This is a genomic window from Corticimicrobacter sp. (genome assembly GCF_040137905.1).
Classification (GTDB): domain Bacteria; phylum Pseudomonadota; class Gammaproteobacteria; order Burkholderiales; family Burkholderiaceae_B; genus Corticimicrobacter.
In genome coordinates this window covers 34,551-60,968 of record NZ_JBEFDG010000027.1, presented here as the reverse complement: position 1 = coordinate 60,968, position 26,418 = coordinate 34,551, and the positions used below count along the sequence as shown (strand labels likewise).

The window sequence follows — 26,418 nt, the reverse complement described above, 5'->3', positions numbered from 1 at the left end:
CACGGTGCCGTACTGGCGGCCTGTTATGGCTGAATGGGGCCCCGCATGGTCATATGGCCGGCGGGGCCTCGGTCTGGAAAGCTCGGGAATCAGAGTTCCGTGATCTTGCCATCACGGATGGTCAGGACGACACCGTCATAGATGGGGGTGCGCGATGGGGTTTGCGTCAGCACACCATTGCCCAGGACGGTGGGCAGGTCACGGATTTCCGAAAGAGCCTTGCGGATCGCTGCGGGGCTGTAGTCCGGCCCTGCGTTTTGCACGGCTGCCGCAGCGGTTTTCAGGTTGGAATAGCCGATGGCTGCGAATGTATCAGGCTCGATACCGTATTTTGCCTTGTAAGCCTGAATGAAAGCCTGGTTCTGGGGCGTCTGGCTACCGATGAAGTAATCGGATGGGAAGATGACACCTTCGACAGCCGTGCCGCCGACCTTCAGGAACTGGTGTGAGGCGGCAGAAGGTGTGCCGAGGATGCGCACCGAGTCGGGCAGGCCTGCCTGGCGAGCCTGGATGATGATATTGGCTGTGGTTTCGCCTGTGGTCGAGATCACCAGTGTGTCGATATCCTGCGCTGCAATCTTGGTCACGATGGCGCTGAAGTCGGTATCCGAGCCGACGATGGTTTCTTCCAGGACGGTTTCGACTCCCGCTTGTTCGAGAGGGCGCTTGATGCCGTCTTTCTGCTGCAGATAGGATTCGTTGTCGCGATTGAAAACATAGGCCGCGCGTTTGGGCTGGTAGTCCTTGATGTAGCGCAGCGCCAGGCCTTCGACGATCTTGGCGGGCGCGGCGTTGGCCTTGAATATCCAGTCGCCAATGATGGCCACGTCACCCGACGCCTGTGTCAGTGCCGGAATTTCCTTGCTTTGCGCGATGGGCAGGTAAGCCTGGGCTTCGACTGTGGAGGTCGGACCCAGGATCAGGACGGCCTTGTCGGTATTGATGAAACGATTGACGAGGTTGACTGCCTGGTTCTTGTCACTGGCAGTATCTTCGATCAGCAGTTTAAGGCGGGCGTTACCGAGTTCCCCGGAACGTGCGACTTCCTCGGCGGCAAGTTCGATGCCGTTGCGGGCAGGCAGGTTTGCGAAAGCAAAAATGCCGGACGATGAGACGGGCACGCCGACGATGACCTCATGGGGTGTGTCGGCATGAACCGGGCTGAAGGGAGACAGTGTGGCCAGTGTCAGCAAGGCCAGCCAGGGTTTCTTGAACATGATGGTTTCTCTTGTAAAAAGGAACGGAAAAGGAACTGGGGTCAGGCGGGGAAGATGGTTTCGGCAACTGCCGGCAAGTAGTGCTCACGGATACGGGGATCGTTGCGCAATGCGCCGCTGTGGCCGGTCAGGACGACGCGGCCCTGCTCCATGACATAGGCGCGATCACTGATGTCCAGGGCAAGGTCTGCGTTCTGTTCGACCAGCAGGATCGTCAGGCCGGTCTGGCGCAGCAGGCGCAAGGTATCGAAGACCTGCCGCACGATGATGGGGGCCAGCCCCAGGCTGGGTTCATCGAGTACCAGCAGTCTGGGCCCGCCCATCAGCGCCCGGCCAATCGCCAGCATTTGCTGCTGTCCGCCGCTGAGCGTGGCAGAGGATTGGTGCCGGCGCTCATGCAGGATGGGAAACAGCGCATAGATGTCTTCGAGAACATGGGTAGGCTTGCGTGTGCCCAGCGCCTGTCGGCCCAGCAACAGATTGTCTTCCACACTGAGCGGACCCAGGACACGCCGGCCTTCCGGAACCTGCAGCAGGCCTTCCCGTGCGATGCGGTCGGGACGCCAGTTGTCAATGGGCTTGTCCCCGAACAGAATCCGGCCGGCGACCGGGCGCAGCAGGCCACTCACCGTATTCAATAACGTGCTCTTGCCGGCACCATTGGGCCCGATCAGTGCGATCAGTTCGCCCGTATCGACTTGCAGACTCGCGTCGTGGACTGCCTGGATCCGGCCATAGTGGGTGGCAACGCCATTCAGTTCCAGCAGCATGTTCAGCCTCCCAGGTAGGCCGCAACAACGTGGGCCTGTGCGCGTACTTCATGAGGATCGCCGGAGGCGATCAGGCATCCGGCATCGAGCACATGCAGCACCTGACATAGCGACAGCACGAAGCGCAGGTTGTGTTCGATCAGCAGGACCGCCAGACCATCCTCGGCGAGGCTGGTGAAAATTTCTCCCAGTGCATCCGCTTCGCGATCATTCATTCCGGCGACAGGTTCGTCCAGCAGCAGCAGGCGTGGCTGCGAGGCCAGGGCACGCATCATCTCGACCCGGCGCTGGTGGCCGTAGGACAGGTTTCCTGCGGGTGTCAGGGCGTAGGCCAGCATGCCGAAACGCTCCAGCAGCGTGGCGGCCTGTTCGCGCAGTCGTGCCGTTTCCCTGCGCGCCGAGGGCAGGCCCAGCAAGGCTGCCGTGAGACTGGCGCGCTCGTGCCGATGGAAGCCTGCGACGACATTGTCGAGCACGCTGGCATCTTTGAGCAGACGTATCGTCTGGAAGGTCCGCGCGATGCCTTGCCTGGCGACAGTGTCCGGCTCCAGTCGCGAGATATCGCTGTTGCCCAGGTGAATGGTGCCTGTTGTTGGAAACAGCAGACCGCTGATCAGGTTGACCAGGGTGGTCTTGCCTGCGCCATTGGGTCCGATCAGGCCCGTGATATGACCCGGGCTGACAGTCAGGCTGACGTCACTGACCGCATGGAGCCCACCGAATGTGCGGCTGACATGTTCCAGTTTCAGCCCGCTCATGCCGATGCCTCCTGCTGGCGTCGGGCGGCACGCCACAGTTGCCAGCGCTGCGCCAGCGTATCGACGATGCCGTAGGGCCAGTAGATAATCACCAGTACCAGCAGTACGCCGTTGAACGCCAACCGGTAGTCGGCAAGCGGACGGGCGACTTCCGGCAGCAGGGTCAGGATGGCAGCTCCAACGAGCGGGCCGGCCAGTGTGTTGCGTCCGCCCAGCACGACAAAACTGAGTGCCGCGATAAGCAGTGGGAAACCGAAATCTTCCGGCACCAGGGAATAGTTTCTATACGCCATGAGCCCGCCTCCGAGTCCGCCCAGTGCGCCACTCAGCAAGAAAGCCAGTCGTTGGTGACGGACGACGGAAATACCCAGCGAAACGGCGACGGTTTCATCTTGCCGGATGGTATCGAAGGCTCGGCCGATCTGGTGAGAAGACAGGGTGCGCAGCAGGTACAGGATCAGTGCTGCCACAGCCAGCAACTGCCATATTTCGACCAGCCGTGGAATGCCGTTCAGGCCGAGCGCGCCGCCCGTCAGCGACTCCCAGTACAGACCGATCGACATGACGATCTGTACGAAAGCCAGGGTTGCGATGGCCTGGAAGACTCCGCGCAGGCGGGCCAATGGCCAGGCCAGTGCGATACCGGCCAGTGCGCCCAGCAGTGCTGCTGCGCACAGCCCGGCCCAGGCGGGTATCCCGTAGCGTACGCTCAGGAGCGCGGCGGTATAGGCACCCAAGGAGGCAAAGCCGGCCGTCGCCAGGGAGAAAACGCCTGATTTCAGGGCAATGTATTGGCTGTAGCCCAGGATGGCGTTGACCAGTATCAGTTCGAAAACGGACAGATGTCCCAGTATGAAGCTGTTCATGTGCGTACGACCCGGGTTTCGATATGCAGTTTTCCGAACAGGCCTGAGGGGCGCAGCAGCAGGATGCTGAACAACAGGCTGTAGATGATGGCGTCTGACAGCGACGAACTGAGATAGCTGACGGTAAACGTCTGGATCAGTCCGAGCATGAGGCCGCCCACCAGCGCACCGCCGATACTGCCCAGACCGCCCAGCACGATGACGACAAAGGCGCGCAGCAGATATGGTTCTCCCATCAGGAAGTGGACGGAATTGAACGCGAGCCCGATGATGACGCCAGCGGCCCCGGCCAGTGCACCGGAGATGAAGAACGTCTGGAAATAGACCCGGCCAGGACGGATGCCGAGCAGCGTGGAGGTTTTTTCAGAAATGGCCACAGCACGGATCTGTCGGCCGAAATCCGTGTAAAACAGGAACAGCAGCAAAGCCAGTGCCAGAGACAGCGACAGGACGATGATGACGATCTGCAGCAGGCTGATGCGCAGCCCCCAGAACTGAAGGATGAGAATCGGGAAGGTGCCGAACGGGAAGCGCATGATCTGGGTCTGGGAGACGGTTTGCCCTATGCTCATCAAGACCTGAGCGACACCCAGTGACGCGATGATGGCGGCAAACTCCGAGGAACCTCGGCGGCGCAATGGCCGCAGTGCAAACCAGTCCACCGCGACACTGACCAGTCCTGCTGCCAGCATGGCGACCGGCAACGCGACCCAGAGCGGCAATCCTGCTGCCGTGACGGCGTACAGGCCCACAAAGGCACCCACCATGAAAATGGCGCCATGGGCCAGGTTCAGTACGTGCAGGACACCGAATATCAGTGTGAATCCCAGTGCAAACAAGGCATAAGTGCTGCCTGTGACCAGGCCATTGATGAATTGCTGGAAAATCATGATGACGATGATGCAGGCTGTGGAGCGGGGAGCGAAGGATCAGGCCTCATTGCGATGACGCCACAATTCCCAGCCGAAGCGGGCGCGCACGCCGATGTCCAGGAATGGCCGGGGGGGCAGGGCGGCGACCTGTCCCAGTGACTCATAGATGGGCAGCAGGGGGTTGTCTTCGCCGCTGGCCTTGTCGGCGATGAGCGTGCCGGAGATCGTGCCCTTGGTCCAGCCCAGGCCGTTGTCGCAGGCCGCAGCATAGACATTGGGTGCGACCTGGCCGAAAGCCGCTCCCCCATTGCGTGAAAAGCAGATAAAACCATTCCAGGTGTGTTCTATCGTGACCTTCCGGAGCGCAGGAAACCAGCGATTGAACAGTGCCTGATGCTCGGTTGCGACCTGCTGGCGCGAAGCATCATCGCGTACCAGACGTGGCTCGTAACTCATGTTTTGCCGGATCAGGATGCGTTGATCTCGTGTGCGTCTGGCGGTGACGCCGACAAAGGCATTGGCGGGTGTCAGCCCCCAACTGGGCAGGCCCTCGAGGGCCGCTTGTTCGCCTGAGTCAAGCGGGCGGGTCAGGCTGGCATAGGCGGCAATGGGAATCAGGTGGTGCCTGTAATAGCCGAACTGGCCGAGAAACACATTGGTCGCAAGGATCAGTTTTCCTGCGCGGATGGTACCCCCGGGCGTGGTCAGGCGAATGTCCGGGGCGGTCTGAAGGGCTGTGACCGGGGTTTTCTCATGCAGGGTGACATTTGATGGCAAGTTATCGGCCAGGCCACGGGCCAGTGCCGCTGGATTGACCAGTACGGCCCCCGGCGTCTGGATGGCCGCGGCGAAATGTCCAAAGCCGATACGATTGCGCAGCGCCTGGCCGTCGATCCATTCATGAGGTTCGTCCAGCGCCTGCAGTGTTGCCCGGGTCGGCTTCAGGATGGTTTCAATCCCCTCGGCGGACACCGCGCCATGCAGCTTGCCTGAGGCATCCCAGTCGCAGGCAATATGATGGCGTTCGACCAGCGAGGAGAGACTTGAGATGGCAGCGCGGGCAAGCCGGATATGATCGCGTGCTGCAGAGAGCTCTCCCAGTGAACTGCCGACATTGTGTGGCGTGTCGATGATGAAACCCGCATTGCGACCCTGCGCACCTTGTCCGACTTCATCAGCCTCAAGCAGGAGGATGGTGTCGCCGGGGTGCAGCTCACCGAGGCGTCGTGCAGCAGCCAGACCTGCCTGGCCGGCCCCGACGACCACCCAGTCGGCATCCCTGTCCTGCGTGAGTGCAGGTCGGGTTGTGCGTAATGGCAGAATGCGGTTCCAGCCGTTGGTTGTATCGTTGGCCGGGATGATGCTGACCGTTGCCATGAGTGTTCCTTGCGCGCCGGATGCTGATCGGTATCCGCACGACGTGCATGCAGGAAACCATTGTTTCGAAGCAGGAATCCTACGAGCCTGGGCAATGGAAATGAACGGAAAGTTTTTTATATCTTAATTACAAACAAATTCTTTTAATTGCATTTGCTCGCCATGAGATGCATGTCACTACGCAGGGCGCAGTCTTTGGGCTTTTCTATGCCTTTCAAAAAATCCGGGTATAATGCTCGGCTACGCGACCGTAGTTCAATGGATAGAATTAGAGTTTCCGAAGCTCTCGATACAGGTTCGATTCCTGTCGGTCGCGCCATTCTTAAATCTTGCCTTCAGAGTGTGCTAAAGCCTTGAAAGGTAAGGAAAAGATAGGGGTTCTAAGTCCCTCTTTTTTCGTGTATGCCAAGTGGTCGGCAAAGGCCAGTTTCAGCACTGTGCGCTTATCCCCAGTCGGTCGGAAACCCATAGGTTACAAGGGCTTGCGAGGAAATCGAAAGCGGTTCTAAGTGTTTCGTCGAAGCTGCGTACTGGACGCCCGCAACGGGCGATGCTTTAAGCCAGCACGATCTTCCTGCCTCCAGACTCTTGATGCGTTTTTCGTAGGCCGCGATCACGGACGGCACGGACGCATCTGCGATACGGTCAAGGAACTCTCCACCTGCTCGCTGATCTTCGCCAGCTCGGCCTTGAGCGTCTTGGAACGGGCCGCACCCATGGCAAGGCGATGGTCCCACAAATCCTTGAACATGGCCCGCGCAGCTTGCAAGAGGTTGGCCGAGGGCTGCATCTCTTTCAGCAAATCCTCAAACTGCCGGATATTGACTCTAATTCCCGCGCAAGCACCCGACGCTTTGCAAGCAAGATATTGCGCTTGCCGGGCGTCGTGATGGTGGCTTGTTCCCGCACCATTAGCCCGGATGAACGCCTGTCCGGCCTTTGCTGCCGTTTCTGGCTCGAGGCGCTTGGGCTGGCAAGCCGGGTTTCTGGCTCCTTCTCTGGCGTTACGGCCCCTGTGGGGTGACTGACTCACGCAAACCTCTGTGCTTGTCCTGCTTTCGCAAAGGCCGCACAGGGCGGCCTCCGAATAGCTAAGGAGGCGACGATGAACAAGTGTAGTCCGACCATCCACGACCTGAACTGCAAAAGCGTCAGCGAATTGCGGGTAATATTTCGCCACGCTGCGAGTGTTGCTGCGTCTGGACAACATCCCGACTGCGAACGCAAGGCTGCCCGGCAGACCTGCGAGAACATCCGGCGCTGTCTTGTCATGAAGGTGCCGCATCCTTAAGGATGGGGGCCTTCCTGCTAGCGCGGCCCCTGTAGCGAAAGCCTGCGGGGGCCGTAACTCGCCTCCAATTTTTTAGCCCGATAGGGGGAAGTGATTGACGGGCTTCTGCCTATATGTAAGTATATGCAGATGATGATTTCTTACTCCTCAGAACAAATATCTACAGCAGAAGTTGCAGAGCGTGCAGGCATTCATAAGGACACGCTGCTACGTTGGTTACGTCGTGGTTTGGTCCCAGAGCCGAGCAGGGATCGGCGTGGGTGGCGTTATTTTTCGTCAGCAGAGACGGCGGCGGTAGTCGCGTTAGCGCGGCGCACTTCAGACGTAGAAAGTCCTGTGTATGTTGAAACGCTGCCTGCCGGGTTCGCGGCTCTTAAAGCGATTGATTGGGATTTTACGAACGCAAAGACGAATTATCTCACACACGGAATTCACCCCTATCCTGCAAAATTTATCCCTCAAATTCCTAACGCCCTTATTCAGGAGCTTTCAAGCGTGGGAGATACCGTTGGAGATATATTTTGCGGTAGTGGCACGACAATTGTCGAGGCGCTTACGCTCAAAAGGAATGCTGTCGGAATTGATGCAAACCCACTTGCCTGCCTAATCGCACGAAGTAAGACGGGTATCATCAATGAAGACGATATTGCGGTCCTTTCGGAGGTGTCTCAAGTCAGCCGACAACTGAGCGATTCTATTTTTGCGGCTACGGATGCGAATGATATGTTTTCTTCGCAAATTTTTCGCTCCGATGGGTGGCGGCCAGGCTCTCCAAGACACGATTTTTGGTTTGAAGCGCACGTTACAGAAGAGCTTGCTGAGGCGTTGTCTTATTGCCGCGCAATCAAAGCATCAAAAGCCAGAGATTTGGCTTTGACTGCGTTTTCGTCGATTGTTGTAGCGGTTTCGCGGCAAGATTCTGATACAAGATACGTTCGTCGCGAGAAGAATATCCCGCCCGGTGAAACGTTACGCCGTTTTGCTCGTGCAGTTGATCAAGTTACCCACGCGGCGTCTGAACTCTCCGAGTTGGTAGAGGAGCGCTTTAAGTGTGATGTGATTGCGCAAGATTTGCTGTCAAATCCAAAAACGCCGTTGATGGATTTAATGGTATGTTCTCCTCCCTATCCAAATGCCTATAGTTACCACTTGTATCACAGGACGCGCATGAACTGGCTTGGTATGGATCAGCCTCGATTTAAGCGTGAGGAAATTGGCAGTCATAGAAAATACAGCAGCAACAGCAAGAATGGGTCCACGGTCGAAACCTTTCGATCTGAGTTCACGGCGATATTGAGTTGGCTTTCAGGAAATCTAAAGCGCGGCGGATACGCCTGTTTCGTCGTGGGAGATTCAACGCTTAAGGGCCAACGCATAGACAATGCCAGCCTGATCTCTGAGGCTGGAATCACTGCGGGATTTAGAGAGGTTGCCCGTATCGACCGAACTATGCAATCGACAAAGAAGGCTTTTAATCCGGCGCACGGAAAAATTAAAACAGAGCAAATATTGATTTTGGAAAATGTAGGAGAAGCATCTTGAAGCAAGTTCGATGCCGGATAAAAAATTACATCCAACCCTTTGAAAAGGTGCTGGCTCTACAGGAGCTTGAGTCATTGACAGGCTCTCAATCTATGCAGGTCGCCGAAGATGGCGATTATCTCGTTGAAACGACTCGGCAAGCAGGCAAGCTCGCGGAGCGCTTGGCCTATTGGGAGGCTGTCGCGTCCAAATCGTCGTCCTTCGTTACGACGCAGTCACTGCGCGAATCTACGGTCAACGTGGTTCGGAATGGAATTGACCTTGACGCGCTGAAAAAAGCATTGCCATTCAAGGACGAAGTGCCACTCCCTAATCGGCGATGTTTGCGTTATGGCACGCATGGGGTGCATGAATACCGGGGGAAATTCTTTCCGCAACTTGTGCGCTCCCTCATTAACATATCGGGAACGGCACCGGGAGGTGTTGTTGCTGACCCAATGAGCGGCAGCGGTACAACTGTCGCTGAAGCAAAGCTTTTGGGATGCCGTGGTCTAGGGTTGGATATGAACCCTCTGTCCGTGTTCATCGGGAATACAAAATCTGAATTATTGAGTGCCGATCCTGCGGAGTTAAAAGCGGCTTATCTTCAAGTCCGTGAAGCAGTATTAAAGCCGGAAGAACGGGGGCAGGCTGCGTTGACTTACCTAACGTCCTTGCCGAAGGAAGATCGGGAGTATCTGGAAAATTGGTTCGATAAGGATGTTCTTATTGGACTTGACGATATTGCGCAGATACTCGAAACCGTCAAATATGGGCCAGCCAAAAATATGATGTGGGTGGCGTTGAGCAATATTCTTCGGTCAGTATCTTGGCAAAAGCTAGAAGATCTTCGGGTTAGAAGAGATGTTCGGCTTGATATCGAAATTGATCCTAAAAAAGAGTTTCTCGAAGAGCTTGCGCGTTCGATCCGTGCAGTGCTCGCGTTTCTCTATCAGAATGGTCCTGTTGAAAACGTCGAACATTCTATAACGAATGGAGATGCTCGCAGATGCGGGGATGTCTGGGAAAAATATAGGGGTGCAGTTGATGTCGTCATTACGTCGCCGCCTTATGCAACGGCACTTCCGTACTTAGATACAGACCGCTTGAGTCTCTGCTATCTTGGATTGCTCCCGCGCCCTGAACATCGCGTCCGCGATCAAAAAATGATCGGGAATCGGGAGGTTACTAAACGCCTTCGCGAAGAATATCTGGAACGCCTAGAAAGGGAGGGGAAAGAGCTTCCGAGTTCGGTGCGCAAGTTAATCCAAAAAATTGAGGGATTGAATAAGGGCACTGACGCTGGTTTCCGGCGTCTGAACTTGCCTGCCCTCCTTTCCAAGTATTTTTTTGATATGCGGGATGTACTGTCTGGAATTCATGATTCCCTTAAGCCCGGAGGGATAGCCTATGTCGTCGTCGGCAATAATCACACCATTGCAGGCGGCGAGCGAGTTGATATTTGGACGACTGGCCTCTTGACTGATATTGCATCAGGGTTGGATTTTGAAATACAAGAGCCGATTTCGATGGATATGCTGGTGTCGCGAGACATTTTTAGGAAAAACGCAATGACATCGGAGAGCATCTTGGTGTTTCAAAAACCGAGGCTATAAATAATTCCACTGTTTTTGAGAGTTTCGTACCCCTCTGGTGCAGAGGGCGATGTATTGGTCATAGCGAGATGTTCCTTGCGGGATAATCTCTGCATAGTATGTGAATCCGCCGATGCCATCGGCGCGTTCTAGATAAAGGATATCGCCAATAACACCGGCGCTGCGAATATTCTCACTGCGAATGCGCACGTCTTTTTTGCTCGGGTTGTACCAGATAGAAACCGGGAAGGTGCTGCCGCCAAGTCTGACCATGACATTGGGCCTGTCCATTTTGCCGTAACTATTTTGGTCAATTGTTCCCGTCCACCCTGTGTCGGGTACAAATGCGTCAGGCCACCCCCAGAATTCTGGGTCGTAATCGCGACACACTAAGGGGATGAATATCTCCGGGGACCTGCGCTGCTTTCCCCTTGTTGTTTGTCCAACGCCAACATCGGTCTTTTGAAGTGTCATAAGAAAGACTTGGTGGTTTCCTCCTTGGGGCGCGGCCGGGGGGAGTGTCTCGACTGTGAGTGTTTCCGCTTCTTCTGTATCTGCAAGTACGGCTTCGTCATCAGGCGATGGCGGTGCAAATTCCGGGTCGGGGAGGCTGGCTCTAGGGGCGGCGGGGACTGAATGGCGTTTGAACATCGAAGCCACTGAGTCATATTGCTTTGACGCTGCTTCCGCCGTTCTTTCGGCTCGTGCTGCGGCCTCATCTGGCAGTTGCTTTTGAAGGACTAATTCTGTTATCAGATCATTGGTCAGGCGGTAACAGAGACCTTCTTTCTGGCTACTCCATTCTTGCAATGTTTCCTCAACGCGTTGAAGAAGGGCTGAGTCAGTTTTGTCTTGTAGATCAAGAATGACATGGAGACCCGCTTCGTAGTTTGTAAACAACCCTCCCTCGGTCAGGTTTCCGGAGCCTATAACTAATTTAGCCTGCGTATCATTTTTGAAAAGATAGACTTTCGGATGGAATGTTGAACTATTTGCATTGTGGAAAACGAAGATTTCACCTGTGTCCTGAACCGCGCTTAACAGGTCTTGAAGCCCTTCGACGGTTGTCCCACCAGCGTCAACTCCCGCAGTGATGACCACATTCCCACCACGCTGCACAAATTCGGACAATGGCTTCTGAATGTGTTTGGTTCCAGAGCGTTTTATGAATGCAATTGCAGCGCGGAAATGGGTCCACTGAGGATCGGTTAATGATTCAGTCAAAAAATTGCCAAGGCGAAACGGGTCTTCCGGGTGTGTTACGAAGCTAATTGCCATGTCATGCGCCTATTTTGTAGAAATCGTTCGAGTCGTTGCGCAATGATACATTTCATGGCGGAACCGTTCAATGCGGATGCTTGGTCAGGTTTTTGATGGCGGTTCCGATTCGGTTTAGCGGCGTGTTGAGCTGCGTCGTTGATGGCTGCTGAGCGTGCCGCAGACAGGTTTACGCGCATCCAATCCGCGCAGGGTTGCCTCGAACGCGGCAATCGTGACCTGTTCGCGGGGCGGCGGGTTGAGGCTCAGGGAAAACAGGAATTGTTTGGCCCGTGTGTCCCGGCTGGCTGCTTTGATCTCCCGAAATGCGCCGTGCAGATCGTCGGCGGAAAAGCCGCGAAGGTCGTGTACCTCGATATGCTCGTTGTCGCGAGTGTTTAGAAGGTGTGCTGCAAGCTGGCTTGCGCCGCCGCGTTGGCTGCCTTTGAGAATCATGGCTGGCTCCGCAAGCCGAGGGCCAGAATCAGCGTGTCCCGCATCCCGCGAACATCCCGGCAGGCTTCATCCAGCGCCTGTCCGGTTTCCTGCGTGACCGGAAGCGACCCCGTATGGGTGGCCTTGGCAAGCTGTTTCAGGTTGTTGGACAGTCTGGCCTTACCCAGTTCGCCGAGTAGGCGGGTAAGGGCTTGATCGTCCCTTGTGGGTTGTCTGGACGTGCGCCGGGGGCTTCGTTCGACTTTGGCGAGTAGCTGTGACCGGATATACGCTCCAAGCGGCATATTTCCGGCACGGCACAGCAATTCCGCTTTTTCTTCGGAGGTCAGGTGCAAGGAAAACGGTGGCGGGGCTTTGGCGCGTCGGGTCCGGGCGGCGTTGTGTTCGGCGGCATCCCGGAATTCTTCGGTGATGGGCGGGCGGTCTAGGCTCATGGCTTGCCTCCCTTGTTCGGGGGCAGCGCCGGGGAGTTAATGCGTTTGAGTTCGGTATCCCAGTTTGCCAGTTCCTCTAATATCTCGTCCTGAAGGTTCGATGTGTCTCCCTCAGGTCGCGCCAGAACATCACCGAGGCAATCGCCTCGGGCACAGACCCGCTGCATGTCAGACATGAGCGGGTCTTTGTTTTTCTTGATGATTGGCGCAGGGGGCCCGGGCCGAGCCAGATGCGTGAATCTGCTATAAAAACGGCTGACGTCTCTTTTTCAGGATGGTGCATGTCCGTTCAAGTCTTTAGCCGTCGTGTGGTGGCCTTGTCGTTGGTGGTGCTGGTTTCAGGTTGTTCAGTGATCGATCTGGGTGGCAGCAGTAGCCACAGCGGCAGTAGCGCCGACACGCGCACCGAGTGCCAGCGCAATCCCGGTCCCTGCATGTACGAGGGGCCCTATGAGGTTGGTGAGCGAGACTACGCCGAAGAAGAGGCCCGCCGCCTGAACCGGGCCGAGTACGAGCGGTTGTTGCGCAACGCAGGCAAGTAGCCCGGCTGGCGGTTCGTTCATTCTGCATTCATCCGGCCTGTCGTATAACGCCGGCTGGAGGTGTATCGATGAGATCGAGCAGAAAGCGGATATCGTACGGTGGCGTGGTGGCCGCGCTGTGCTGTGGCCTGTTGGTGCTGGCTGCCGGGCCGGTGGCGGCAGGCGATGATGATCACGAGATTGCACGGCGCGCCCTCGAGGCGGGTGAGGTGCTGCCCCTGCGTACGGTGCTCGATATCGTGGAAAAACAGTATCCGGGACAGGTCGTGGAGGTCGAGTTCGAGCACGACGATGGTGAATTTCAATACGAGATCAAGGTGCTGCAGCAAGGTGGGCGGCTGGTCAAGCTGGACCTCGATGCGCGCACCGGCGAGATCGTCGAAGCCAAGAGCAGACAGCGCGACTGACGACGGAGGCAGGCATGCGTATCCTGGTGGTGGAAGATGAGCCGACCCTGGCCGGTCAGCTTGGGCAGGCACTGCGGGCGGCCGGCTATACCGTCGATACGGCAGGCAACGGGGGGGATGCCCATTATCTGGGGACCGTCGAATCGTTCGATGCCGTTTTGCTGGATCTCGGCCTGCCGGTGATGGATGGCCTCAGCGTGTTGCGGCGCTGGCGGGCCGAGGGGCGCAGCATGCCTGTATTGATCCTGACGGCACGCGACAACTGGTATGAAAAAGTCGCCGGCATCGATGCGGGAGCGGATGATTACCTCACCAAGCCATTTCACATGGAAGAGCTGCTGGCGCGCCTGCGGGCGTTGATCCGACGGGTCGGGGGGCATGCCAGTGCGCAGTGGCGCTGTGGTGCCATCGTGATGGATACGGCAGCGGCCCGGGTCACGGTCGAGGATCAGCCGCTGGTGCTGACCAGCCATGAATACAAGGTTCTGACCATCCTGATGCAGCACGCCGGCGAAGTGATTTCTCGAACCACGCTGAGTGAGCATATCTATGCACAGGATGCCGACCGGGACTCCAACACCATCGATGTGTTCATCGCACGCCTGCGCAAGAAACTGCCTGCCGGGACGATCGAAACTGTGCGCGGCATGGGTTACAGACTGGTGGTTGTCGATGCGGCCTGAGGCCATGGAGGGGCAGGACAATGGCGGGCAGAGTGCCCCGTCCCTGCGATGGCGCCTGCTGGCCGGTGCGGTCGCCTGGATACTGGTGTCGGTGGCGTTTGCCGGCTGGGGACTGAACTATCTGTTTACCCAGCATGCCACTCGGCAGTTCCAGGGAGAACTGGCCGTGCACCTCAATCAATTGACGGCGGCATTCCGGCTTGACGAGACCGGCCGCGCCGACCTGTCCATGCCATTGAGCGATCCTCGCCTGCAGCAGCCGCTGTCCGGGCTGTATTGGCAGATCGATCGGGTATCGGCCGAAGGCGCGACGTTGCAGGCCGGCGTGCTGCGCTCCCGTTCGACCTGGGATCAGATGTTGCCGGCACCATCGGACAAGGCGGGTGGCGAACCGGACGGGGATGTTTTCTACGAGACAGGTTCCGGTGCCCTGCCTGCGCTAGGGCTGCTGGCCCGTACCGTCGAGGTCGGCGAGAACCTGCAGCCAGATATCCGCTGGCGGCTGATCATGGCTTCGGATCGCAGCAACCTGACCGGGCCGGTGGCACACTTCACGGGCATGATGATCATTGCGCTGGGCATGCTGGCACTGGGCATGGCGGTCGCGGCCGTCATCCTGGTGCTGGGCGGATTGCGCCCACTGGATATGCTGCGTCGCCGCCTGGCTGATGTCCGAGCCGGCCATGTGGTGCATATTCAGGGCCGTTTTCCCAGCGAGATCCAGCCGCTGGTGGATGAGTTCAACGGGGTGCTGGCGACCAATGCCGAAATCGTCCAGCGGGCTCGCACGCAGGCCGGCAATCTGGCGCATGCCGTCAAGACACCCTTGACGGTGCTGGAGAATGCCGCACATGAACAGGACAGTCCGTTTGCCCGGCTGGTGGCCGAGCAGACCGATGCGGCTCGGCGTCAGATCGACTGGCATCTGGCACGGGCGCGGGTAGCGGCGGCCATGCAGGCGGGCGGCATGCGTACCCCGCTGGCCCCGGTGCTGCAGGCGCTGGCGCGAACCATGCGTCGCCTTCATGCGGACCGGCAACTGGATATCGAGGTGTCGGTGCCGGACGAACTGATCGCCTTTTGCGGTGAAGAACAGGATCTGCACGAAATGCTGGGCAACCTGCTGGACAATGCCTGCAAATGGGCTGCGGGTCGGGTACGGGTGTCCGGATATCGGCAGGAAAACTGGCTGATGCTGCACGTCGATGATGATGGCCCAGGGTTGCGGCAGGAGGATCGCCAGGCAGTTTTCCAGCGAGGCGTTCGCCTGGATGAACGCGTGCCCGGATCGGGGCTGGGGCTGCACATTGTCTTTGAAATGGTCGAACTCTATCAGGGCCGTGTCGTTGCCCTGGCTTCCCCGCTGGGCGGGCTGCGCATCGAACTCAGGCTGCCGGGAGATTGGACCAGACCATGTAGGCCCCCAGCAGTATCAGGCTGAGCATGAAACAGCGCCGGAACACGGCAGGTGACAACAGGCTCCGCAGATGCTGGCCTGCCGACATGCCGACCAGCGCCGGCAACAGCATCAGCAGGGAATGCCCCAGCGTGGTGAGAGGATAGCGCCCGTTCAGGTAGAGTCCGAGGCCCAGCGCCAGTGTCGAGACAGTAAACGAGATACCCATCGCCTGGATCAGGCCGTCGCGTCCGAGACGCAGGCTTTGCAGGTAGGGCACGGCAGGAATGACGAAGACGCCTGTTGCCGCTGTAATGAGGCCCGTGACCAGCCCGACCAGTGGTCCAGCCCAGCGTTCTGCGGAGGCGGGCAGCGATGGTTGCAGCCCTGCCAGTCCCCAGGCGGCATAAATCACCAATGTGGCTCCCAGTGCCAGCGCTGCCCAGGTGCCGGCAGGCGCACCCAGCAGCCAGGCACCTGCCAGCGTGCCGGCGCAGACGGCAATCTGCATTGGCATTAGGCGACGCAGCAACGGAGGCACGGTAGACCAGGGACGCAACTGCCAGACATTGGTGACCAGTGAAGGCAGGACCAGCAAGGCAGCAGCCTGCGCCGGCGGCATGGCCAGGGCCAGCAGGCCCATGGAGATGGTGGGCAGGCCCAGGCCGACCACGCCCTTGACAATCCCCGCCATGAAAAAGATGGCGGCGGCGAGCGTCAGCATGAAAAGCATATCGGGTGAGATGGACATGGCAGGCAACCGGCAGGAATGTGATGTTCAGGATTCTGGCTTGCCGGACGCTGCCTGAAAATGCGTAAAAAACGTAGTCAGGCTCAGTTTCTGCCTGAGGCTGATCGGGCTGTTGGCATGGTATGGTCATGTCCATGAACATCGACCTGACAGATCTGAGGCTGTTCCTGCATATCGACGAGGCCGGCTCCATCACGGCAGGGGCTCAGCGGGCCTGCATGACGCTGGCATCCGCCAGCGAGCGCGTACGCGGCATGGAAGCATCCGTGGGAGCGGCCCTGTTGCTGCGCGGCCGACGCGGCGTGATGCCGACCGAGGCGGGGCGCGCCTTGTTGCATCATGCTCGAGAGGTCATCCGCCAGATGGATTTGCTGGCGGACGACTTGGGTGAGTATGGAGAGGGTCGCAAGGGGATGGTACGCGTGCTGTGCAATACCTCCGCACTGAGCGAGCATCTGCCTGTGATGCTCAGTCGATTCCTGGCAACCCATCCCGGCATTTCCGTCGATCTCGAAGAGCGGGCCAGCCATGAGATCGCGGCTGCGGTTCGCAGCCAGGCCTGTGATCTCGGTGTCCTGTCCGATCTGGTCGACCTGTCAGGTCTGTCGGTCTGGCCCATTGCTCCGGATCCGCTGACACTGGTCGTGCCGGCGAGGCATGACTGGGCTGCACGGACATCCGTGTCACTGCATGAGGTGATGGCAGCGGAGTTCGTCGGGCTGGCGGGAGAGAGTGCATTGCAGCGTCATATCGTCCGTCAGGCACGCATGCTGGGGGGCGCGTTGCGTTTCCGGCTGCGAGTCGGCAGTCTGGATATGGTGTGCCGCATGGTAGGGCAGGGTATTGGCGTCGGCATCGTGCCGAAGGCAGTGGCACAGCGTTGTCGCCGTACTGCCGGGATCCGTTGCGTGCGGCTGGTCGATGCCTGGGCCGACAGGTCACTGGTGCTGTGTGCCCGTGACCTGTCGATCCTGCCGCTGTATGTGCGTCAACTGGCCGAGGTGGTGGCACCCGGCAGTGCCCGTTCGTAGCGCGCGACGTATTCGTCGAATGTCCCGGTATCGGTGCGTTCCAGCTCGACCTGTGCATCCAGCGATGTCAGTGCCATGGCCCGGTATTGGGCATCAAGGCCGGCCGGCAGCGGCTGTGCCCGCAGGGTATCTGCATGTCGGCGACTCAGCTCCAGCGCATGCTGATGCAGCGAGATGCCGCGTTGCTGCAGGTCATTGAGCACGCGTGCCGAAGGCGTCAGGTCTACCCGATCGATCTTGGCACGTTGCTGGGCGACGGCATCGGCATGACGCGTACCGCCGTTGGCGGCGTCCAGGTGCCGGGCACACAGCAGGATGCCATCCAGCAGTTGGTGCCCCCAGTCTGTCAGCACAATGGCTTCTCCGTTGCGTTCCAGCATCAGGCCGGGGCGTCGGCCGGCTTCGACCACCGTCTTGAAATTGTCGGCACTGGTCTGGCAAAAGCCCGCCGGTCCGCAATGCGGGCTATCGAGCAGGGCGCAGTACAGCAGGAAGGCATCCAGGAAATGGCTGGTGGTGGCACCGATACCAAACGGCTCGTAGGGATCGAGATCCAGGCAGCGCACCTCGATGTACTGGATGCCCCGTTCGGACAGCGCCGTGAGTGGACGTTCACCGCGTGCGGCGGTCTGCTTGGGGCGGATGGCCGAGTAGTATTCGTTCTCGATCTGCAGGATGTGTGTGTTGAGCTGGATCCATTCGCCATCGCGATGGGTACCGATGGCTTCGTAGGCAGGCCAGGGCTCGGTCACTGCTTCGCGCAGGCGGGCGATGAATGTGTCGAGATCGTTGTAGCAGGGCTTGAGTCGAGACTGGGCCTCGTTCTGGTAGCCGAGGTCGCTCATGCGCAGGCTGGTGGCGTGCGGCAGGAACCAGGTGTCGCGATCCAGGCGCTGCAGATGGTGCGGGCGGCCCTCCAGGAAGCAGGCCGAAGCGGCCGGTGAGGCACCGAAGAGATACATCAGCAGCCAGCTGTAGCGGCTGAAATTGCGGATCAGCGCGATGTAGGCACTGGAGCGGCGAGCCCTTGGGGTATCGCCTGGGTAGCCCAGCGTGTCCCAGAAGGCCTCGGGCAGGGAGAAGTTGTAGTGCAGCCCGGCAATGCACTGCATGATCTTGCCATAGCGTTCGGCCAGCCCCCGGCGATAGACGTGCTTGAGCATGCCGCTGTGCGACGTACCGTACCAGGCAATCGGGATCTGTGCCTCGCCCGGCAGGCTGGCGGGCATGGAGTGGGCCCAGAGCAGTTCGGTGCCCAGGTTCTGCTGGACATAGCGGTGCGTGGTACCCAACTCGTCGAACAGGGCGTCGGTTGTGCCGTGGACGCCGGTGATCAGTTCGAGCAGGGCTTCCGAATAATCGGTGGTGATGCGGGGGTGCGTCAGCGCCGATCCCAGGCTGGCTGCATGCGGCGTCATGGCCAACTGGCCGGTGCCGTCGGTGCGCAGGCCTTCGCGTTCGATACCGCGCTGGATGCCGGTCAGCAGGGCCGGGTGGGCGTCCAGGCTTTCCAGCCGGCGATGTAGGGTGTCAGCAGTCACAGTCGTATTCTTCGGTCATTTGATCGGCCGATTTTACTCGACCAGCCGCCTGCGGATGGCGCAGGCAACGGCAGCGGTGCGGTTGGCTGCATTGAGTTTGTTGCAGGCGCTCTGGATATGGTAGTCGACAGTGCGTTGACTCATCTGCAGGATGCGGGATGTCTCCCAACTGGTCTTGCCTTGCGCAATCCAGTTCAGGCAGTCGATTTCACGGGGGGAAAGTGGCTTCTTGATGTCCAGCGGCACGATGTGGCTCTCTTTTTGGCGTGGGTAGCAGGGGGATGCTGCGGTTGTGATTTTTTGAAAGACTATAACGAGGCCTGACAGATTTATTCTTGAAAATGATATGCATATCGCTTCATCACGTTACCGATGTCTGTCAGCAGGCTTGCCGCAGGGAGAAAGCGGTATCCATCCATGAGAAAGGTGCTGGATCTTTGATCTGGAAAGAGAAAATTTCACAGTATTGGTGATCGCCTGGATGATGTCGTATGTGTTTCATTGTGTGATTTTTACTGGGGGGATGGTTGCTTTTTGTAGCACATCAGCACCGGGCAGATCCGGTCTGCGATGGCCTGCGGGCAGCAGGGGCATTGGCCCGACGGCGTTTGCTGATGCTAGAATATTTGCCACATTCCGGCGCCGATTTGCCTGATCCGCTTGCGGGCGCCCCATAAATCCAGCTAAAGAGGTCCGTATGACCACACCTGCACTGCTCCCCGATCATGGAGCGACGGCTTCACTCGTTGATACCTGCCGCGTCCCTGCTGCATCTGCCATCGGCTCTGCCGGTGTCGTGACCCCCGAACGTATCGCTTTCGACGAACCGCTGCGGCTTGCCAGCGGTCAGGTCCTGCCTGCCTATGAACTGGTGGTCGAGACCTATGGCCAACTCAACGAGGCCCGCACCAACGCCGTACTGGTTTGCCACGCCCTGAATGCCTCCCACCATGTGGCGGGGATCGCCGTCGATGACCCCAAGGATATCGGCTGGTGGGACAACATGGTCGGGCCCGGCAAGCCTCTGGATACGGATCGCTTCTTCGTGATCGGCATCAACAACCTGGGGTCCTGCTTCGGCTCTACCGGGCCGACCAGCATCAATCCGGCCACGGACCGTCCCTGGGGGGCGGATTTCCCTGTGCTGACCGTCGAGGATTGGGTACATGCCCAGGCCCGTGTCGCCGACTATTTCGGCATCCAGCAGTTCGCCGCCGTGATGGGCGGCTCGCTGGGCGGCATGCAGGCCCTGAGTTGGGCCGTGACCTGCCCGGAGCGGGTGCGGCATTGCATCGTGATCGCCAGCACGCCGCGGCTGTCGGCGCAGAACATCGGTTTTAACGAAGTGGCCCGGCGAGCCATCATCACCGATCCGGACTTTCACGGTGGCCATTACTATGCGCACGACAGCGTGCCGGGGCGTGGTCTGTCCGTGGCCCGCATGATTGGCCACATTACCTATCTGTCCGATGATGATATGGCGCGCAAGTTCGGCCGCAACCAGCGGGCGGCAGAGGAGCGCAATGGCGATTATCGCTATGGCTACGATGTCGAATTCGAGGTCGAGTCCTATCTGCGCTACCAGGGTGAGAAATTTTCCCGCTATTTCGATGCCAACACCTATCTGCTGATTACGCGCGCGCTGGATTACTTCGATCCGGCCCGCACGACTGGCGGCGATCTGGCACGTGCATTGCAACCGGCCCAGGCCGGGTTCCTGCTGGTGTCGTTCACGACCGACTGGCGCTTTCCGCCCGAGCGATCACAGGAAATCGTGCGCGCCCTGCTCAAGAATGGCCATCCCGTGACCTACGCTGAGATCGATGCGCCGCACGGCCATGATGCCTTCCTGCTCGATGATGCGCGTTACCATGCGGTGGTGGCCGGCTATTATGATCGCATTGCCCTGGAACTCGGCCTGCCGGCACGGGTCAGGGCGGGAGACGTCCGTGCAGCAACCTGATTCCTTGTCCGCAGCGATCCGCGCAGGCTCCGTATCTCAGGAAAAGGCCATGCCGGTGCCCGGCGTGGCCGTGGCGGACGGCCTGGGGCCGGACTCTATTCAGCGGGTCCCGCTGTTACGCGCCGACCTGTCACGGATCGCAGGCTGGATCGAGCCGGGCAGCAAGGTGCTCGACCTGGGTTGCGGCGATGGTGCCCTGTTGGCCTATCTGCGCGATGTGCGGCGGGTGCAGGGCACCGGCATCGAGATCAACGACGGTTGCATGATCTCTTGTGTCCGGCGTGGTGTACGCGTGCTGCAGCAGAACCTGGAGCAGGGCCTGGCTTTGTTTGACGACCAGCAGTTCGACACGGTCGTGCTGTCGCAGACGTTGCAGTCGATGCATCATACCGAGCATATCCTGCGCGAAATGGGCCGGGTGGCTCGCTACGGTATCGTGTCATTCCCGAATTTTGGCTACTGGCCGCACGTATGGGCGATTTTCAGAGGGCGCATGCCGGTCACGGGGCAGATGCCCTACCAGTGGTACGACACGCCCAATATCCACCTGTGCACGCTGCGCGATTTCGAGGATCTGGCGCGCCAGTTGGGTTTCACCATCCTGGAGCGGGCGACCTTCAACGGGCGGCATGAAACTCGCCTGTTGCCGCAGTGGCGCAGCACCCTGGCCGTGTATCGCTTCATGTCGCCCTTCAAGACGGCGGACGGCGCGTGATCTATTTTCGCCGCAATGTCTGGCCGCTCCTGCCTCTGGGGTTTGCCAGCGGGCTGCCGCTGGCTCTGACAGGCGGCACCTTGCAGGCGTGGGCTACAGTCGAAAATGTCTCCCTGCAGGAAATCGGTTTCCTGACCCTGATCGGCTCGGCCTATACCCTCAAGTTCCTGTGGGCCCCCTTGCTTGACCGCTATCGCCTGCCCTGGCTGGGGCGGCGGCGTGGCTGGATATTCATGAGCCAGTTGCTGCTGGTCGCGGGCCTGATACTCATGGGAATGCTGTCGCCGGCCTCGTCTCTGTGGCCGCTGGCCCTGCTGGCTACGGTGGTGGTGTTTATATCTGCGAGCCAGGATATTGCCTACGATGCCTACCGCGTCGATATCCTCAAGAAAGAGGAGCGGGGGGCCGGTGCGGCCCTGTCCGTCATGGGTTACCGGCTCGGCATGCTGGCCTCGGGCGGATTGGCACTGGTGCTGGCTGATCGCTGGCTGGGTTGGCACAACACCTATTTCCTGATGGGCGGGCTGATGCTGATCGGTGCCCTGGCGACGCTGGTGGCACCCGAGCCGGAGCGGGTCGAGTCTGCACCCCGGACGCTGCGGGCCGCTGTGATCGAACCGTTTCGCGAGTTCTTCAGCCGCCGCGAAGCCTGGGCCCTGCTGTTGCTGATCGTGCTCTACAAGCTGGGTGATGCCTTTGCCGGTGCGCTGTCGACCACCTTCCTGATCCGCGGTGGCGGCTATGGCCCGGCCGAAGTGGGCATGGTCAACAAGGTGCTGGGCCTGGCTGCCACCATTGTGGGTGCCCTGGCGGGCGGAGCGCTGATGGCCCGTCTGCGGCTGTATCGCGCGCTGATGCTGTTCGGCATTCTGCAGGCCCTGTCGAATCTGGGCTATTGGGTCGTGGCTGTGGCACCCAAGAATATCTGGATCATGGGCGCGGCGGTGGGTTTCGAGAACTTGTGCGGTGGGCTGGGAACAGCGGCGTTCGTGGCACTGTGCCTGGGGCTGTGTGATGCCCGCTTCGCGGCCACGCAGTTTGCGCTGCTGTCGGCGCTGTCGGCAGTGGGCCGCACCTATCTGGCGGGCCCGCTCACGCCGGTGCTGGTGGGATGGTGGGGCTGGCCGGGGTTTTTCCTGGCGACCGTGCTGATCTCCGTGCCGGGCCTGGCGCTGCTGTACCGGCGGCGCCAGGATATCGACAGGATCGATCAGGCCGCCGTGGCAGGCTGACGCACCACCAGCACGTCACACGGCAACGATTCAAGCAGACTGTCGGCCACGCTGCCGATCGAGGTGCGCAGGATGCCGGTCAGGCCATGTGTGCCGGCAATGACCAGTTCGGTATCGTCATCATCGAACGCCCGGGCCGATAGCAGGGTTTCAGGCTGGCCATATTCAACTTCTACCTTGTTGCCGGCCTCGGTGCCGGACAGGCTGGCGACGAATGCCCGGGCCTGTTCCTGGGCGGCCTTGCGAAAGCCTTCGACCTGCTGTGCATGCGTTTCTCCGGTGCTGCTGGCCGGTGCATTGAAGGCATGGAACAGTGTGATATCGACGCCGGGCAGCCAGGGGCGTGCCGCAGACAGCGCGTGGCGCGAACCGTCGGAAAAATCCGTGGCCAGCAGTGCGTTGCGGTAGGCACCATGCGGCTTGTTGCGCACGACCAGTACGGGGATGGTGGCGGTGCGGACCAGCTTTTCCACTGTGGTGCCCAGAATCAGCCGGCCCAGAGTTTCATCGCGGGCAATCCCGGTGACGATCAGGCCGCAGCCGTGGCTCTGTGCCGTTTCGATGATGGATTCGACAGCCTTGCCGGCCTTGACGACGACTTCCAGGTCGATTTTCGCGCCGGCCAGATCCTTGCGCAGGCGGCGGGTGGCGATCTCCTGGTGGTTGGCATTGACGCGACGCCACGAGGGAATGGTCAGTTGAGCCAGTGCGCTGGGCTCCTGGACATGCAGGACGACCAGGCGGGCACCCTGCTGTCCGGCCAGTTGCACGGCACGGTCCAGGGCGCGATCGCAGCGGGCGCTCAGGTCGGTCGCCAGGAGGATGGAAGGAATGGCCGGTGTAGACGTGGATGACATTGACGTTCTCCGTATGGATTCAGGAAGCAAAGCGTGAGGCGATTTTTTTCTCCGCCTCCAGGATCAGGAACAGGGCGAGTGCAATCATCATAATCGCGAACCAGTCGGCAAGCGACAGCGGTACGGTCTGGAATGCGGTGTTCATCCAGGGCAGGTAGGTAAATACGGCCTGCAGCAGCGTGATGGCCAGCAGTGCGGCCAGCGTGGCCCGGGTGCCGAGCAGTTGTCGCCAGTCGAGATGCGGGTGATGCAGGCCACGTACCGAGAACAGGTAGGCGATTTCCATGCCGACGATGACGTTGACGACCAGTGTGCGCCAGTGTTCGGTGGTGTAGCTGCGCTGGTCGGCATAGGCCGTCATGGCCAGGCCGCCAGCCAGGAAAAACAGGGAGACCAGAACAATGCGCCAGACCAGGGGCCGCGATAGCAGCGGCGCATTGGCCGGGCGTGGCGGGCGTTGCATGACATCGGGTGCCGAGGGCTCGAAGGCCAGTACCAGACCAAGCGTTGCGGTGGTGGCCAGGTTGATCCACAGGATCTGTGCCGGGGTCATGGGCAGCGTGTAGCCAAGCAGCAATGCCAGGATCAGGAACAGGACCTCGCCGCCGTTGGTCGGCAGCGTCCAGGCAATGACTTTGCGGATATTGTCGTAGACCGTGCGCCCCTCATGGACAGCGGCAGCGATCGAGGCGAAATTATCGTCCGCCAGCACGATGCGGGAAGCCTCCTTGGCGGCTTCCGTGCCCTTGTTGCCCATGGCGACACCGACATCGGCCTGCTTGAGCGCCGGCGCATCGTTGACGCCGTCGCCGGTCATGGCGACCACGGCACCCTGCGACTGCAATGCCCGGACGATACGCAACTTGTGTTCGGGGCTGGTGCGTGCAAAGACCGTCGTGGTCATGGCGCGAGCAGGAAGCTCGGCGTCGGCGATGCCGTCGAGGTCGGCTCCCGTCAGCACGGCGGGCTGCTCGCCCAGTCCAAGCTGGCGTGCGATGGCGGCAGCCGTGAGGGCGTGGTCGCCGGTAATCATCTTGACGCGGATGCCCGCAGTGGCGCACTCGGCAATGGCACGTATTGCCTCGGGGCGCGGCGGGTCAATCAGGCTGGCCAGGCCGAGAAAGGTCAGGTTATCGCCCGGATGCTCGCTGGTGAAGCGGTCCTTGGCAGGATTGGCGGCCCGCACCGCAAAGCCGAGCACGCGCTCTCCCTGGTCGGCGGCTGCCGTGATGGCAGCCTGCCAGGCATCGGTGTCCAGCGGGGCCAGCGTGCCATCATGGGCCATCTGCTGCACGCAGCACTGCAGCAGTTGTTCCGGCGCACCCTTGACGTAGACGAAGCGCTGGCCATCCGGCAGGTGCCAGTGCGGGGCCAGGTCGGGGCGCATGATGTGCAGGGAGGCCATCATGCGCTTTTCCGGGTTGAAGGGAATCTGGTCCTGTTCGGGCCAGGCGTTGCGCAACGTGTCCGGATCGATGCCGGCCTTCAGCGCGGCTGTCAGCAGGGCACCTTCCATGGGGTCGCCCTCGACCTGCCATTCTCCCTGCCGGCAACGCAGGCGAGCCGTGTTGCAGAGGGTGGCGGCGTGCAGCAGGTGTCGCATGCCGGCCGGCCAGCCGCCGGGTTGCTCGCTGGTGTGTGCTATGGCGGCCCCTGGCTGGCCGCAGCGGTTTTCGCGCAACTGGCCCGTCGGTGCGTAGCCGCTGCCCTCTACATGATAGAGCCGGTCGCACATCTGCAGGCGACGCACGGTCATTTCGTTGCAGGTCAGGGTGCCGGTCTTGTCGGAACAGATGATGGATGTGGCACCCAGAATCTCGACGGCCGGCAGGTTGCGGACGATGGCATTGCGTGCGGCCATGCGCCGTACGCCGATTGCCAGCGTAATGGTCATCACCGCAGGCAGGCCTTCGGGCACGATCGATGCTGCCAGGCTGACCACGGCCAGCAGGGCATCGGACCAGGCATATTCGCGCACGAATACGGCAAACAGCATCAGGACCAGCCCGCCACCCAGCACCAGTCCGGTAAACCGCTGGCTGAAACGATCCACCTGTCGCAATAAGGGTGTCTGCAGCATGTCGACCGAGGCCAGCAGGCTGTTGATGCGACCGATTTCGGTGGCTTGTCCCGTGGTGGTGACCATGCCCCGCGCCTGGCCGGCCAGTACCAGCGAGCCGGAATAGGCCATGCCGGTACGGTCACCCGGCAGGCTGTCGAGGGGGGCTGCAGCCGTGTTTTTTTCGCTGGCGAGGGATTCGCCGGTCAGGATGGATTCGTCGATGAGCAGATGGCGTGCCTGCAGCAGGCGCATGTCGGCAGGTACACGGTCGCCGGCTTCGAGCAGGACGATATCGCCGGGTACCAGATCGGCGGCTGGCACGGTCAGTATGGAACCTGCCCGCAGGACCTGGGCATGCGGTGCGAGCATGTCGCGCAATGCGTTGAGCGCTTGCTCGGCCCGGCCTTCCTGCAAAAAGCCGACGAAGGCATTGACGACCAGTACCGCGAGGATGACGCCGGTATCGATCCAGTGCTGAAGGAAAGCCGTGACCAGTGCGGCTGCCAGCATCAGGTAGATGATGCTGTTCTGGAACTGGGCCAGCAGCCTGCGCCAGGCAGGCTGTCTGCGGGCAGCGGGCAGCGTGTTAGGGCCGAAGCGCTGCAGGCGCTGGGCCGCTTCAGTCGGTGTCAGCCCCAAGGGGGCGCTGTCCAGCAGCGTGCAGACAGTATCGGGGTCTAGGTGATGCCAGTCAGATGGGGGTGTGCTGGAGTCGGATACTGCAACTTTCAAACGGCTTGCTCCTCAAAACGGGGGCTTTGAGCGGATTGGGCTGCCTGCAAGCTTACATTATCCTGACTCCGAGTGGGGCCTTATACCCGAGA

Annotated in this window: 25 protein-coding genes, 1 tRNA gene and 1 riboswitch; of the genes, 11 read left to right on the top strand and 15 right to left on the bottom strand. The window is 60.0% G+C overall.

All coding sequences use genetic code 11. The features are described from left to right. Window positions 1–89: 89 nt before the first annotated feature. From ABN482_RS04060 to ABN482_RS04035, 6 genes are read right to left on the bottom strand one after another with little or no spacing between them, the layout of a single operon-like run. Window positions 90–1,217: an ABC transporter substrate-binding protein gene (locus ABN482_RS04060; protein WP_349502778.1), complete on the bottom strand. Its 1,128-nt coding sequence runs from the start codon at window positions 1,215–1,217 to the stop codon at window positions 90–92. Window positions 1,218–1,258: 41 nt separating this feature from the next. Next, window positions 1,259–1,987 carry an ABC transporter ATP-binding protein gene (locus ABN482_RS04055; protein WP_349502777.1) on the bottom strand — a complete coding sequence of 243 codons (729 nt, stop codon included), beginning with the start codon at window positions 1,985–1,987 and terminating at the stop codon, window positions 1,259–1,261. Window positions 1,988–1,989: 2 nt separating this feature from the next. Beyond that, the gene (locus tag ABN482_RS04050; protein WP_349502776.1) at window positions 1,990–2,745 is read right to left on the bottom strand and encodes an ABC transporter ATP-binding protein; all 756 of its coding nucleotides are present in this window, start codon (window positions 2,743–2,745) and stop codon (window positions 1,990–1,992) included. Then, window positions 2,742–3,611 carry a branched-chain amino acid ABC transporter permease gene (locus ABN482_RS04045; protein WP_349502775.1) on the bottom strand — a complete coding sequence of 290 codons (870 nt, stop codon included), beginning with the start codon at window positions 3,609–3,611 and terminating at the stop codon, window positions 2,742–2,744. Before ABN482_RS04045 ends, ABN482_RS04050 begins: the two co-directional genes overlap by 4 nt. Further along, entirely contained in the window at window positions 3,608–4,501 is an 894-nt protein-coding gene (locus tag ABN482_RS04040; RefSeq protein ID WP_349502774.1) for a branched-chain amino acid ABC transporter permease, read from the bottom strand. Before ABN482_RS04040 ends, ABN482_RS04045 begins: the two co-directional genes overlap by 4 nt. 39 nt (window positions 4,502–4,540) lie before the next feature. Further along, window positions 4,541–5,860, bottom strand: a complete 1,320-nt coding sequence (locus tag ABN482_RS04035) for an NAD(P)/FAD-dependent oxidoreductase (RefSeq protein ID WP_349502773.1) — start codon at window positions 5,858–5,860, stop codon at window positions 4,541–4,543. Window positions 5,861–6,104: 244 nt separating this feature from the next. Between ABN482_RS04035 and ABN482_RS04030 the strand changes: the two genes are divergently transcribed. Next, window positions 6,105–6,179 (top strand) — tRNA-Arg (locus tag ABN482_RS04030). Between the two features lie 294 nt (window positions 6,180–6,473). Here ABN482_RS04030 and ABN482_RS04025 read toward each other — a convergent pair. Next, window positions 6,474–6,611 (bottom strand): hypothetical protein, encoded by a 138-nt coding sequence (locus tag ABN482_RS04025; RefSeq protein ID WP_349502772.1) that lies wholly within the window; start codon window positions 6,609–6,611, stop codon window positions 6,474–6,476. Between the two features lie 669 nt (window positions 6,612–7,280). On the opposite strand from ABN482_RS04025, the gene ABN482_RS04020 reads away from it, so the two are divergent. Continuing rightward, the gene (locus ABN482_RS04020; protein ID WP_349502771.1) at window positions 7,281–8,693 is read left to right on the top strand and encodes a DNA methyltransferase; all 1,413 of its coding nucleotides are present in this window, start codon (window positions 7,281–7,283) and stop codon (window positions 8,691–8,693) included. Next, entirely contained in the window at window positions 8,690–10,288 is a 1,599-nt protein-coding gene (locus tag ABN482_RS04015) for a DNA methyltransferase (protein ID WP_349502770.1), read from the top strand. The genes ABN482_RS04020 and ABN482_RS04015 overlap by 4 nt, the downstream gene beginning before the upstream one ends. Here ABN482_RS04015 and ABN482_RS04010 read toward each other — a convergent pair. The 3 genes from ABN482_RS04010 to ABN482_RS04000 all read right to left on the bottom strand — a co-directional run bounded on the left by ABN482_RS04010 (window position 10,283) and on the right by ABN482_RS04000 (window position 12,414). Continuing rightward, the gene (locus ABN482_RS04010; protein WP_349502769.1) at window positions 10,283–11,545 is read right to left on the bottom strand and encodes a phospholipase D family protein; all 1,263 of its coding nucleotides are present in this window, start codon (window positions 11,543–11,545) and stop codon (window positions 10,283–10,285) included. The two genes, ABN482_RS04015 and ABN482_RS04010, sit on opposite strands and share 6 nt — an antisense overlap. A gap of 114 nt (window positions 11,546–11,659) precedes the next feature. Next, the gene (locus ABN482_RS04005; protein WP_349502768.1) at window positions 11,660–11,980 is read right to left on the bottom strand and encodes a hypothetical protein; all 321 of its coding nucleotides are present in this window, start codon (window positions 11,978–11,980) and stop codon (window positions 11,660–11,662) included. Next, window positions 11,977–12,414: a hypothetical protein gene (locus ABN482_RS04000; RefSeq protein ID WP_349502767.1), complete on the bottom strand. Its 438-nt coding sequence runs from the start codon at window positions 12,412–12,414 to the stop codon at window positions 11,977–11,979. The genes ABN482_RS04005 and ABN482_RS04000 overlap by 4 nt, the downstream gene beginning before the upstream one ends. 281 nt (window positions 12,415–12,695) lie before the next feature. Between ABN482_RS04000 and ABN482_RS03995 the strand changes: the two genes are divergently transcribed. From ABN482_RS03995 to ABN482_RS03980, 4 genes are all read left to right on the top strand, one after another. Beyond that, window positions 12,696–12,956 (top strand): hypothetical protein, encoded by a 261-nt coding sequence (locus tag ABN482_RS03995; RefSeq protein WP_349502766.1) that lies wholly within the window; start codon window positions 12,696–12,698, stop codon window positions 12,954–12,956. Between the two features lie 68 nt (window positions 12,957–13,024). Further along, entirely contained in the window at window positions 13,025–13,363 is a 339-nt protein-coding gene (locus tag ABN482_RS03990; protein ID WP_349502765.1) for a PepSY domain-containing protein, read from the top strand. A 14-nt stretch (window positions 13,364–13,377) separates the two neighbouring features. Beyond that, window positions 13,378–14,046, top strand: coding sequence for a response regulator transcription factor (locus ABN482_RS03985; protein ID WP_143857330.1), 669 nt, complete (start codon window positions 13,378–13,380; stop codon window positions 14,044–14,046). Beyond that, entirely contained in the window at window positions 14,036–15,487 is a 1,452-nt protein-coding gene (locus ABN482_RS03980) for a sensor histidine kinase (protein WP_349502764.1), read from the top strand. Before ABN482_RS03985 ends, ABN482_RS03980 begins: the two co-directional genes overlap by 11 nt. On the opposite strand, the gene ABN482_RS03975 is transcribed toward ABN482_RS03980, so the two are convergent. After that, window positions 15,432–16,193 (bottom strand): sulfite exporter TauE/SafE family protein, encoded by a 762-nt coding sequence (locus ABN482_RS03975; protein ID WP_109062489.1) that lies wholly within the window; start codon window positions 16,191–16,193, stop codon window positions 15,432–15,434. The two genes, ABN482_RS03980 and ABN482_RS03975, sit on opposite strands and share 56 nt — an antisense overlap. Before the next feature lie 128 nt (window positions 16,194–16,321). On the opposite strand from ABN482_RS03975, the gene ABN482_RS03970 reads away from it, so the two are divergent. Further along, a complete protein-coding gene (locus tag ABN482_RS03970) occupies window positions 16,322–17,224 on the top strand; it encodes a LysR family transcriptional regulator (RefSeq protein ID WP_349502763.1) in 903 nt (300 codons plus the stop codon). Here the strand turns inward: ABN482_RS03970 and gshA are convergent. Both gshA and ABN482_RS03960 read right to left on the bottom strand, forming a co-directional pair. Further along, complete coding sequence (gene gshA, locus ABN482_RS03965) at window positions 17,182–18,765, bottom strand: glutamate--cysteine ligase (RefSeq protein WP_349502762.1); 1,584 nt, start codon at window positions 18,763–18,765, stop codon at window positions 17,182–17,184. The two genes, ABN482_RS03970 and gshA, sit on opposite strands and share 43 nt — an antisense overlap. Window positions 18,766–18,798: 33 nt before the next feature. Then, window positions 18,799–19,011 carry a helix-turn-helix domain-containing protein gene (locus ABN482_RS03960; RefSeq protein WP_502877231.1) on the bottom strand — a complete coding sequence of 71 codons (213 nt, stop codon included), beginning with the start codon at window positions 19,009–19,011 and terminating at the stop codon, window positions 18,799–18,801. 383 nt (window positions 19,012–19,394) lie between these two features. Further along, window positions 19,395–19,473: riboswitch (SAM riboswitch) on the top strand. Between ABN482_RS03960 and metX the strand changes: the two genes are divergently transcribed. From metX to ABN482_RS03945, 3 genes are all read left to right on the top strand, one after another. Beyond that, complete coding sequence (metX, locus tag ABN482_RS03955; protein WP_349502761.1) at window positions 19,463–20,728, top strand: homoserine O-succinyltransferase MetX; 1,266 nt, start codon at window positions 19,463–19,465, stop codon at window positions 20,726–20,728. Its footprint overlaps the riboswitch before it by 11 nt. Continuing rightward, a complete protein-coding gene (gene metW / locus ABN482_RS03950) occupies window positions 20,715–21,443 on the top strand; it encodes a methionine biosynthesis protein MetW (RefSeq protein WP_502877230.1) in 729 nt (242 codons plus the stop codon). Before metX ends, metW begins: the two co-directional genes overlap by 14 nt. Further along, window positions 21,440–22,675, top strand: coding sequence for a muropeptide transporter (locus tag ABN482_RS03945; protein WP_349502760.1), 1,236 nt, complete (start codon window positions 21,440–21,442; stop codon window positions 22,673–22,675). Before metW ends, ABN482_RS03945 begins: the two co-directional genes overlap by 4 nt. On the opposite strand, the gene ABN482_RS03940 is transcribed toward ABN482_RS03945, so the two are convergent. Continuing rightward, window positions 22,654–23,532: a universal stress protein gene (locus tag ABN482_RS03940; protein WP_349502759.1), complete on the bottom strand. Its 879-nt coding sequence runs from the start codon at window positions 23,530–23,532 to the stop codon at window positions 22,654–22,656. The genes ABN482_RS03945 and ABN482_RS03940 overlap by 22 nt on opposite strands. A gap of 19 nt (window positions 23,533–23,551) precedes the next feature. Further along, a complete protein-coding gene (locus ABN482_RS03935; RefSeq protein WP_349502758.1) occupies window positions 23,552–26,326 on the bottom strand; it encodes an HAD-IC family P-type ATPase in 2,775 nt (924 codons plus the stop codon). Between the last annotated feature and the right edge of the window lie 92 nt (window positions 26,327–26,418).